Origin of the sequence: Flavobacterium sp. FlaQc-30 (assembly GCF_044005885.1) — a bacterium.
GTDB lineage: Bacteria > Bacteroidota > Bacteroidia > Flavobacteriales > Flavobacteriaceae > Flavobacterium.
The window spans coordinates 356,277-367,578 of record NZ_JBIPCO010000004.1 but is presented as its reverse complement, the minus strand read 5'-3'; the positions used below and the strand labels follow the sequence as shown (position 1 = coordinate 367,578).

Sequence of the window (11,302 nt, the reverse complement as noted above, 5' to 3'; positions counted from 1 at the left end):
CGCTGCTGTTTACAAATTTGTAAATTTTAATTCTTAACAATTTACACAATTACATGCAATTGTTCCAAATTTATGGGTAAATAATTGTTTTCTTACTTTTTTTGTTCAGCGGCGAAGACAGCTAGGCACAAAGTTTCTAAAATACATTTAGTAAAAATCTATTGTCTAATACTAATCAAACAACAATATAGTTCTCAAAATTAGAACTTAATATGCGGTAATTTTTCTCCTAAAAGATCTATTTTCTTTTGAAGTTTTACTAAGAATTTTTGATGCTGTTCTGATTCAGGATTAAAACTGCGATGACGTAAGCTTTTTTGAATTTCATCTACTTCCTGCATTGCCGAAGAGCTTTCTTGTGAAATACAATTCTCACTGAAAAGCTTCCAAATATAATCGATCGCTATTTGATTTGGATGAAGCATATCTTCGGCATAAAAACGATAATCACGAAGTTCGTCCATCATAATCTCGTATGAAGGAAAGTATTCAGTGTTCAGCTTTGAGTGTTCAGTTTTTAAAACTTGATGCAAAGCCGTAAATAAATGTGACTTGCTTAATTGATTTTCTACAAAACCATCTTTTATATGGCGTACTGGTGAGATCGTAAAAATGAAATTGATATTTGGATTTAAAGTATGAATTAAATCGATTGTGTTTTGGATGCTTTTCTGGATTACATCAACTGATAACAACTCTTTTAAAAATTGCTTTTGAGGCACTTTATGACAATTGGCAACGACTTCATCACTTTCCAAATATCTGTAAATCCACGAAGTTCCAAAAGTGATAATAATGTGAGTAGCTTCTTTAATTCTTTTGTGTGTTTCTGTAACAGTTTTGTTAAGCGATTCGAGCAATTCTTGTCTGTCTGAATTGCTTAAATCAGAATGGACTTCGAAACTATGCCAGCGCTCGTTATGAAAAAAAACATCTTTCTCTGTAAATAAATCTTGCTTGTAAACTCTCTCAACTATTTTTTCAATTGAAACGGGGTTGAATATAATTCCAAACGGATTTGTTTCATTTTGAAATTTAAAATAATCAAATTTCTCCGCCATATTTTCTGCAAAACAAGAACCTACAGAAAGTACTTTCGAAGTATAATCAATTGGATTATTACTTTTTGAAATTGGGATTTGGGTTCTGAATTGCATGGCTTTTTATTTAAACACGAATTTCACCAATTTTCGTCAATAAAAAAACCAAATACAAAAGTATTTGGTTTCTAATTGAGTTTTAAAACTTATTTGCAATTAATAAGTATATATCGTAGTCTCTTCATTCTTAAAAGAATCAGTTTCGGTTTGTTTTATAGGATACCCTTTTTCATTGTATTCATAAACACTATTCAAAACACTTGTTGTCGTATTTTCTCCATATTTATAAACATTTGTTGATTTTGTTACATTATTAATAGAAGCACTCGTATCAAAATCAACTAACAAATTAAACCCTAAAATATTTTTACGTGGACTGTTTTTACTGTCATACTCATATGTTTTATTATAAGTATTACCACTGTAAGTCTCTGTTTTATTGATAAGATTACCATTTAAATACGTTAAAACTCCTTCTGAGCTTTTTTGTTCTGCTTTTGTCACAGCGTCAACAGAATATGTTATAAATGAAATTGTCCCATTAGCATTGTGCGTATATACATTTTTAGAAATATATGTTTTCTCTTTAGATATTTCTGTTACTAAATCTATTTTTAATTTTCCATTTTCATAGGTAAACTCATTTCTTGAACTAATATTTCCTTCTTTTGCAATATCTTCAATTTTAGTTATTACACTTCCAGTATATGTATAAACTTCTTTGTCACCACCAGTATATGTTGCACTTACAATTTTATTCCCATCATACACAATTGTTGACAAATCGCTGTCTCCAGGTTCATTTGAATATATATAATTAACTGTTTTTGGTAAAACAACATCTGTTCCATTTTCAGAATCATCACTAGAACATGAAGAAATTAATACTGTCGATAAAGCAGTAAAAAGGCATAAAATTTTTTTCATTTTGATTTGGTTAAAATTATTATTGCAACAAAGTTACTGTAATACAAAATCAAAACCTTACGTGATTCCACATTAAAAAATACAAATAAGCTTTATATGCTTCGTAATGCGCTAATGCCAAACAAAATATACAGGTAAAAATCTATAAAAAAAAACAAATACTAATAAAAAACAATATTCATCAAGAAGAGAAATTTACATTTTTAATAACAAAAACCAACTTCACAAACTAAAACAATTCCTTACTTTTGCATCTTCCACTTTTCTAAAAATCATCTATGAAATTATTATATTCTTATATAATCAAACATAAAATGCTCTTGTTTTTTGCTTTGATTATGGCTTCTATAAACATTTGTTTCAGTTTATCAGACTCTATTATTACGGGTAAGTTAATGCAGGACTGCGGTGTTGGACTGGCAAAATATAAAGGAAACGAAATGGCGTTTATAAAATCGTTATCCTTCTGGCTTGGACTTTCGCTCGCTGCCGCGATGATTTCCAGAATTACCAAAAACTTTCAGGATTATTTTACCAATGTCGTAATTCAAAGAACCGGCGCTCAAATGTATACGGACGGAATTAAGAAATCGCTCGATTTACCATATGCTGAATTTGAGGATCAACGAAGCGGTGAAACTTTGAGTAAATTAACCAAAGTTAGAACTGATTCTGAAAAGCTGATTACACTTTCAATTTCCCTGATTTTTCAAACTATAATCGGATTTATATTTGTAATTGTTTACGTAGCTAGAATCGATTTTCGCATTTCAATCATTTTTTTAATTACAGCTCCAATTATTGCTTTGGTAAGTTCTTATCTCGGTAAAAAAATTAAAGTTGTTTCTAGAAAAATAGTGAATCAAACTAATGCTTTGGCTGGTTCTACAACGGAGAGTTTACGAAATATCGAATTGGTAAAAAGTCTAGGTTTAACGTATCAAGAAGAGAAACGTTTGAATTTAAATACATTCAAAATTCTGCAGTTGGAATTGGAAAAAATCCGTTTTATTAGAAGTTTGAGCTTTATTCAAGGAACAACCGTTCATTTTTTAAGAACTTGCGTCGTTTTTACGTTGTATTATTTCTTATTTGGTAATAAAATTATTGTGGGTGATTTACTAACGATGGTATTTTTTACTTTTTTCATCTTTGGTCCACTGCAAGAACTTGGAAACTTTATTATTGCGGTTAATGAAACGAAAGTTTCTATGGAGAATTTCAAAACATTATTAAGCGCTCCGAAAGAATTCCGACCGAAAAACCCTAAACATGTTGGAGCTATTCAATCTTTATTATTTTCGAATGTAAGTTTCAAACATAGAACGGCAAAATTTAAAGCGGTTGAGAATATTAACTTTGAAATTAAACAAGGGCAGACTGTTGCTTTTGTTGGTCCGTCGGGCTCAGGAAAAACCACTTTAGTAAAATTATTGGTTGGTTTGTATACACCCGCAGAAGGTCGAGTTCTTTATAATGATATTGATTCCACCGAAATTGATTTACTTGATTTACGAAAACAATTAGGGTTTGTCACACAAGATGCACAGCTATTCTCAGGAACTATCCGTGAAAATCTTTTGTTTGTAAAACCAAATGCAACCGACGAAGATTTATATGATGCTTTAAAACGTGCAAGCTGCGACAAACTTCTTAAGCGTGCCGAAGATGGTTTAAACACTACAATTGGCGAAGGCGGGATCAAAGTTTCAGGTGGAGAAAAACAACGTTTATCTATCGCCAGAGCGATTCTTAGAAACCCAAATTTATTGATTTTTGATGAAGCAACTTCTGCTTTGGATTCGATTACCGAAGAAGAAATTAATGCGACAATCCGAAATATATCTGATAAAAACAGAATAACAGTTTTAATTGCGCACCGTTTATCGACTGTAATGCATACTGATAGGATTTTTGTTTTGGAACAAGGTAAAATCATCGAGCAAGGCAAACATGAGGATTTGATTGTGGAGAAAGGATTGTATTATGCAATGTGGCGCCAACAAATTGGGGAACGAAAATAGTTTTTCTAAAGGTTCTGAGGTGCTAAGATGCTAAGGAACTGAGATTTTAAGTTTTTAAACAATCGAACACACGTACTATTTGTCATTTCGACTGAAAGGAGAAATCGCACTAGTATATCGACAAAGATTGGCGACTTTCTTTTACGGATTTCCGCGTGTGATTTCTCCTTCGTCGAAATGACACAAAATGAGAAAACACTATAAATACAAAACCCGACAGATTTTTAAAATCTATCGGGTTTACTTTTATAAAAAACTCAGAACCTTAGTGTCTTAGATTCTTAGCACCTTTAAATTATTTAACAAAATCAACCGCTTTAGCCAAAGCCTCTGCAATTCCGTCAACATTTTTACCTCCTGCAGTTGCGAAGAAAGGCTGACCACCTCCTCCACCTTGGATATATTTTCCTAATTCGCGAACAACTTGTCCAGCGTTTAAGTTTTTGGCAGCAACAACTTCTTTAGAAATATAGCACGTTAACATTGGTTTACCTTCGTGAGCTGTAGCGAAAACAACAAATAAATTATTATAAGAATTACCCAATTCATAAGCTAAATCTTTTGCTCCTTCTGGATTTAAATCTACTTGCTTCGCTAAGAATTGTACTCCGTTGATTTCTTGTAATTCTTTCGCTAAATCCGCTTTCATGTTTTTAGCTTTATCTTTCAATAAAACTTCCAATTGTTTTTTCAATTGAGCATTTTCATCTTGCAATGCTTGAATCGCTTTTACAGGATCTTGAGCGTTTTTAAGTGCTTCTTTAATTTCACTAAAAGAAACAGCTTGCGACTCAAAATACTCTTTTGCAGCTTCACTGGTAATTGCTTCAATTCTTCTAATTCCTGATGCAACTGCTCCTTCTGAAACAATTTTAAAATGCCAGATATCAGATGTATTTGCAACGTGTGTTCCTCCGCATAATTCAACTGAATCACCAAATTTAATCATACGAACTAAATCGCCATATTTCTCTCCAAATAAAGCGATAGCACCTTCTTCAAGAGCTTGATCTTTTGGAATTGCTCTTTTCTCGATTAATGGCAGACTTTCACGAATCCTTGCATTTACGAAATTCTCTACTTCTATCAATTCCTCGTCACTAACTTTAGAAAAGTGTGAAAAGTCAAAACGTAATGAAGAATTACGAACCATCGAACCTTTTTGCTCAATATGAGTTCCTAAAATTTTTCTCAAACCTTGGTGCAATAAATGCGTAGCCGAGTGATTTGATGAAGTTTTAGCTCTTTGTGTAGCATCAACAACAGCATTAAAAGTACCTGTAATATTTTCAGGCAGTGATTTTGCTAAATGTATCGTTTGGTTATTCTCTTTTTTAGTGTCAATGATATAAATAATATCTCCATTTTGAGATTCTAAATATCCTTTATCTCCTGTTTGCCCTCCGCTTTCTCCATAAAATGGAGTTGCATTGAAAACCAATTGGTAGATTTCACCATCTTTTACACTGTCAACTCTACGGTATTTAGTGATTTTTACTTGATGCGATAATCTATCATAACCAATAAACTCCTGAATATCATCTTCAACAATTACGTTCCAATCTCCAGCTGTTACTTTTGATGCAGCACGAGATCTTTCTTTTTGTAATTGCAATTGTTCTTGAAATCCAGCTTCATCTAGTTTTAATCCTTTTTCAGAAAGAATCAAAGCTGTTAAATCGATTGGAAAACCGTAAGTATCATACAATTCGAATGCTTTTTTACCATCGATTGTATCTCCTTGATTATTTAAAATTACAGCGTCTAAAAGAATCAAACCTTGATCTAATGTGCGTAAGAAAGAGTTTTCTTCTTCACGGATAACATTTGAACAAAGCGCCTTCTGCGTTCTGATTTCTGGGAAAGAATCTCCCATTTGCTCGCTTAAAGTTTCAACCAATTTATAAATAAACGGCTCTTTTGTGTTTAAGAATGTAAATCCGTAACGAATAGCACGACGTAAAATTCTACGAATTACGTATCCAGCTCCAGTATTAGATGGCAATTGTCCATCGGCAATAGCAAAAGCTACGGCACGAACGTGATCTGCAATTACACGAATCGCAATATTCATTTTATTTTGCTCATCACTAATATCCGTTACGTCATTAGTTGTATATTTTGATCCTGTAATGGTTTCAATTTCTCTAATTAAAGGCATGAAAACATCCGTATCATAATTTGATGTTTTTCCTTGTAAAGCCATACACAAACGCTCAAATCCCATTCCGGTATCAACGTGTTGTGCAGGAAGTTTTTCTAGAGAACCGTCAGCTTTACGATTGAATTCCATGAATACATTATTCCAGATTTCAACAACTTGAGGGTGATCGTTATTTACCAAACTTTTTCCAGAAACTGCAGCTTTTTCTTCCGGAGTACGCAAATCAACGTGAATTTCAGAACAAGGTCCGCATGGTCCTTGATCTCCCATTTCCCAGAAATTATCTTTTTTATTACCAAGAATAATTCGGTCTTCGTCAATTAAAGTTTTCCAAATATCCCAAGCTTCCTGATCAAACGGAACATTATCTTCTTTACTTCCTTCAAAAACAGAAACGTAAAGATTCTCTTTTGGAATTTTATACACTTCTGTCAATAATTCCCAAGCCCAATTGATTGCTTCTTTTTTAAAATAATCACCAAAAGACCAGTTTCCTAACATCTCAAACATGGTGTGGTGGTAGGTATCAATACCAACTTCCTCAAGATCGTTATGTTTTCCTGAAACACGAAGACACTTTTGCGTATCGGCGATTCTTGGACTTTTTGGCGTTCCGTTACCTAAGAAAAATTCTTTAAACTGGGCCATTCCCGAGTTATTGAACATTAAGGTTGGATCGTCTTTAAGTACAATAGGAGCCGAAGGAACAATTGTATGTCCTTTACTCTCAAAAAAATCTAAAAATTGTTTACGTACGTCTTGTGATTTCATGTTTTATAATGAGATAATTTGAAAATGTGTCAATTAGATAATACGACAATTAAATAATTAAAAATAATTCTTAAACAATAATTATCTAATTGTCACATTATCTAATTATCTAATTGCTTTATCTTGAAAAAAAGCCCCGAACAACTGAAACATTTACTAATTTTGTTCGACTAACTACTTTTACAAGCTGCAAAAATAGGGTATTTTAAAATATGGCGAAAGTAAAATATTATTACGACTCAGAAAATCTGGCTTATACAAAAATAAAAACCAGAAAAAGGATTAAATTCGGCTATGCTATGCTGTTTTTATTGGCTTCGGCGTTATTTGGTTTTTTAGTTTTTGTTCTTTTACTTAATACTCCTTATTTTGAAACGCCAAAAGATCGTTTACAAGCACGTGAAATCGAAAATCTAAAACTGCATTATTCTATTTTGAATAAAAAAATGGATGAAATTGACGCTGTTGCTGCAGCACTAGAAGATCGAGACAATAATATTTACAGAGTTTATTTTAATAAAGCTGAAATTCCAGATTCTATTAGAAAAGCAGGGTTTAGAGATCCTGAAAGATATAAAAGATTAGAGGGATACAATAATTCGCAATTGGTTCTAAACACCACAAAACGGATCGATAAACTTTCAAAGGAACTGGCTATTCAATCTAAATCATTAGATGAAATATTAAAATTGGCAAGTACAAAAGGGAACTTACTATTAGCCATTCCGGCAATTCAGCCCGTTCAAAATGAAAGTCTAAAAAGAGTTGCATCTGGTTTTGGATATCGAATTGATCCTTTTACAAAAGTGAGAAAAATGCACAACGGAATGGATTTTACTGCCAGCACAGGCTCTCCCGTTTTTGCCACTGGAGACGGTGTTGTTGAAAGAGCTGACGCCGCTGCATCTGGATTTGGAAATCATGTTGTAATCAGGCATGGTTTTGGTTATGAAAGTTTGTACGCTCATTTAAGCAAGTACAATTGCAGACCGGGGCAAAAAGTAAAAAGAGGAGATATAATTGGTTATGTAGGAAGCACCGGAAGATCTGAAGGACCTCATTGTCATTATGAAGTTCATAAAGATGGTAAAGTCGTAAATCCGTTGAATTTTTATTACGGAAACATTTCTGCAGTCGAATATGTTGCGATTTCTCAAATGGCAAACCAAGAAAATCAGTCATTAGATTAATAGTATAAAAAGTACTATTTTTGAAATAAATTAGAAAGAAAAAAACATGCATATTGAGCTTTCAAAAGATAAAAGATATTTCAGTATTGGCGAAGTTGCCAAAGCTTTTAATGTCAATGCATCATTAATTCGGTTTTGGGACAGCGAATTTGATATTCTGAAACCAAAAAAGAATGCCAAAGGCAACAGAATGTTCACGCCGGATGATATTACCAATTTACAATTGATTTATCATCTTGTTAAAGAAAGAGGTTTTACACTGGAAGGCGCAAAAACACACTTAAAAGAGGGCCAAAAGAAAACATTAGATAAATTCGAAATAATACGTAAATTAGAGACGATAAAAACACAATTGAACGAAATAAAAAACGAATTGTAATTAAAAATAGAAATAAACTTAAATCAAAACTAATATGAAAAAATGGTTAATCCCCGTAGGAATTATTGTTGCACTAATTGCTATCATTGCTTTTTGGTCAATTGGAATTAAAAATACTGCTTTACAGCACAGTCAAGCCGTTAACAAAGATTGGGGAAATGTACAAACTGCTTACCAAAGAAGAAATGACCTTATTGGAAACTTAGTAAACACGGTAAAAGGTGCTGCTGATTTTGAAAAATCAACTTTAACGGCGGTTATTGAAGCTCGTGCAAAAGCTACTTCTGTAACTATTGACCCAAGTAATGTAACTCCAGAACAATTAGCACAATTCAACCAAGCACAAAGCGGTGTAACTTCATCATTATCAAAATTATTGGTTTCTGTTGAGCAATACCCAACTTTAAAAGCTAATGAGAATTTCTTGAAATTACAAGATGAATTAGCTAGTACTGAAAACCAAATTTTAACAGCTAGGACTCGTTTTAACGAAAGCGTACAAGTTTATAATGGTTACATTTTATCAATCCCGAACAAATGGTTCTTGAGTGAATACAAAGAAAAACCATACTTTGAAGCTGTTGCAGGTGCTGATAAACCAGTTGAAGTAAAATTCTAAAGATTTAATATTTTTGATTAACGATTTTAGATTTCAGATTTAATCTGAAATCTAAAATCCACAATCTAAACTCTAAAATAATTTCAATGTCAAAAGTAGAAGATTTTTTAAGCAAAGAAGAAGAGCAAGAAATTGTTGAAGCTATTCGTATGGCCGAAAAAAACACTTCTGGCGAAATTAGAGTTCATATAGAAAGAACATCTTCTAAAGCTCATTATGACCGAGCTTTAGAAGTTTTCCATGAATTAAAAATGCATGAAACCAGATTAAAAAATGGTGTATTGCTTTATTTTGCTGTTGATGATAAAAATTTTGTCATTTGCGGCGACAAAGGAATTAATGATTTAGTTGCAGACGATTTTTGGCATTGTACCAAAGACATTATGACCAATCATTTTAAATCCGGAAACTTTAAACAAGGTATTGTTGATGGTATTTTGAATGCAGGTGAACAGCTGAAAAAATATTTCCCTTCATTGGCAGACGATACAAACGAATTATCTAACGAAATCTCAAAAGGATAAATAATGAAAAATTCAAAAAATAAAATCACAAATTCCAATAGAATTTTTCAGTTTGCCTTTTTACTTATAGTGCTTTTTACTTCTAATAGTATTTTTGCACAATTTGAGATTCCTAAAAAACCTGATTTTCAAACCTCAGTTTATGATTATGCTAATGTTTTAAGTGCTTCTGAAAAAACGCAGTTAGAAGAAAAACTAATTCGATATTCAGATTCTACGTCAACACAAATTGTAGTCATTACAATTGAAAGTTTAAAAGGAGAAGATATTGGAATTCTTACTCCCAAATGGGCTCAGGAATGGGGAATTGGACAGGCTAAAGAAGATAATGGTGTATTGATTTTATTAGCTAAAGCCGAAAAAAAAATATGGATTTCACCTGGTTATGGATTGGAAGATCGTTTGACTGCAGGTATTGGCGGAACCATTACTCGTAATATTATTATTCCAGAATTTAAAGCTGGAAGTTATTATCGCGGACTTGATAAGGGTGCCGATGCTCTTTTTGACGTTTTTACAGGCAAATACAAAGGCGAACGCAAACAATCTAAAGGAAAAGATTTCCCAATACTCCCGTTCATTATAATTGTTGTAATTGTTTTAATTTTACTCTCTCGAAATAAAAGAGGCGGAGGAGGAAATTCTGGCAACAATGGCGGCGGCGGTCCCAGCCTGCTCGATGTAATTATTCTAAGTAATCTTGGAAGAAGCGGCGGCGGATTTGGAGGTTTTGGCGGCGGATCATCTGGAGGTGGTTTTGGCGGAGGCGGAGGCTTCGGCGGTGGATTTGGCGGAGGCGGATTCTCTGGCGGTGGTTCTGGAGGAAGCTGGTAAACTAATTTTGTTTACTACGCCAATTCTGCTAAAGCTTACTATCAAATTTTCATTGTTTTAGGTTTCAAGTTTAAAAAATCTTACTTTTACAAATTACAATTCAATATAGATGTTATCACATAAAGCAAAATACGCCCTTAAGGCCTTACTTTATTTAGCAGAACAAGACGAAAATCACATTTCTAGAACTATAGAAATTGCTGATGGCGCTAATATTCCTAAAAAGTTTTTAGAACAAATTTTATTAGATCTAAAACGAGGACGTTTTGTGAGCAGCAAGCAAGGAAAATTTGGTGGATATTATCTGATAAAATCAAAAAATGACATCACTTTGGCAGAAATTCACCGATTATTTGACGGTGCAATTGCACTTTTGCCATGCGCTTCTTTAAATTTTTATGAGCCTTGCTCTGATTGCAAAACCGAGTCTGAATGCAGTCTGCGTCACGGTTTAATGCTTATCAGAGATAAAACTTTGAAGGCAATGGAAGGCATCACAATCGCTTCATTAGTAAACAAATAAAAAAATATTTTCTAATTCCTAGTAAATCCATAGAATTAATTATATATATTTGCCAAAAATAATTAACAAACCATTTACAAAATTTTAACTCATGAAAGTACATTTTAGTTCATCAGGTGTAACAAAACTTTGGCAAAACAATTCTACAAGACTTTTCGCAGTTGCAAAAAGCAATTCTTCTATAATGTGTATGTGTTGATTTAAAAAAATTTTATTTTAAACTCTACTAATCACATATACTTAATAT

General features: G+C 32.7%; 10 protein-coding genes. 7 read left to right on the top strand and 3 right to left on the bottom strand.

Features of this window, described 5'->3' with window-relative positions; translation table 11 throughout:
• Window positions 1-200: 200 nt before the first annotated feature.
• Together ACHRV0_RS11800 and ACHRV0_RS11795 are read right to left on the bottom strand one after the other, a co-directional pair.
• Complete coding sequence (locus tag ACHRV0_RS11800) at window positions 201-1,157, bottom strand: GSCFA domain-containing protein (RefSeq protein WP_395440972.1); 957 nt, start codon at window positions 1,155-1,157, stop codon at window positions 201-203.
• 99 nt (window positions 1,158-1,256) lie between these two features.
• Complete coding sequence (locus ACHRV0_RS11795) at window positions 1,257-2,027, bottom strand: hypothetical protein (protein ID WP_395440971.1); 771 nt, start codon at window positions 2,025-2,027, stop codon at window positions 1,257-1,259.
• Between the two features lie 278 nt (window positions 2,028-2,305).
• On the opposite strand from ACHRV0_RS11795, the gene ACHRV0_RS11790 reads away from it, so the two are divergent.
• Window positions 2,306-4,051, top strand: a complete 1,746-nt coding sequence (locus tag ACHRV0_RS11790) for an ABC transporter ATP-binding protein (RefSeq protein WP_395440970.1) — start codon at window positions 2,306-2,308, stop codon at window positions 4,049-4,051.
• Window positions 4,052-4,346: 295 nt separating this feature from the next.
• On the opposite strand, the gene alaS is transcribed toward ACHRV0_RS11790, so the two are convergent.
• Window positions 4,347-6,986 carry an alanine--tRNA ligase gene (gene alaS / locus ACHRV0_RS11785; RefSeq protein ID WP_395440969.1) on the bottom strand — a complete coding sequence of 880 codons (2,640 nt, stop codon included), beginning with the start codon at window positions 6,984-6,986 and terminating at the stop codon, window positions 4,347-4,349.
• A 212-nt stretch (window positions 6,987-7,198) separates the two neighbouring features.
• Here alaS and ACHRV0_RS11780 point away from each other — a divergent pair, with 212 nt between their 5' ends.
• The 6 genes from ACHRV0_RS11780 to ACHRV0_RS11755 all read left to right on the top strand — a co-directional run bounded on the left by ACHRV0_RS11780 (window position 7,199) and on the right by ACHRV0_RS11755 (window position 11,055).
• Entirely contained in the window at window positions 7,199-8,176 is a 978-nt protein-coding gene (locus ACHRV0_RS11780) for a peptidoglycan DD-metalloendopeptidase family protein (RefSeq protein WP_395440968.1), read from the top strand.
• A gap of 46 nt (window positions 8,177-8,222) precedes the next feature.
• On the top strand, window positions 8,223-8,555 hold the full coding sequence (locus ACHRV0_RS11775) for a MerR family transcriptional regulator (protein WP_089053894.1): 333 nt from the start codon (window positions 8,223-8,225) through the stop codon (window positions 8,553-8,555).
• 34 nt (window positions 8,556-8,589) lie between these two features.
• On the top strand, window positions 8,590-9,174 hold the full coding sequence (locus tag ACHRV0_RS11770; protein WP_129023234.1) for a LemA family protein: 585 nt from the start codon (window positions 8,590-8,592) through the stop codon (window positions 9,172-9,174).
• 86 nt (window positions 9,175-9,260) lie between these two features.
• The gene (locus ACHRV0_RS11765) at window positions 9,261-9,698 is read left to right on the top strand and encodes a TPM domain-containing protein (protein ID WP_089053896.1); all 438 of its coding nucleotides are present in this window, start codon (window positions 9,261-9,263) and stop codon (window positions 9,696-9,698) included.
• A gap of 3 nt (window positions 9,699-9,701) precedes the next feature.
• Window positions 9,702-10,532, top strand: a complete 831-nt coding sequence (locus ACHRV0_RS11760; RefSeq protein ID WP_129023235.1) for a YgcG family protein — start codon at window positions 9,702-9,704, stop codon at window positions 10,530-10,532.
• Window positions 10,533-10,641: 109 nt separating this feature from the next.
• Window positions 10,642-11,055, top strand: a complete 414-nt coding sequence (locus ACHRV0_RS11755) for an Rrf2 family transcriptional regulator (RefSeq protein ID WP_053470541.1) — start codon at window positions 10,642-10,644, stop codon at window positions 11,053-11,055.
• Window positions 11,056-11,302 lie beyond the last annotated feature (247 nt).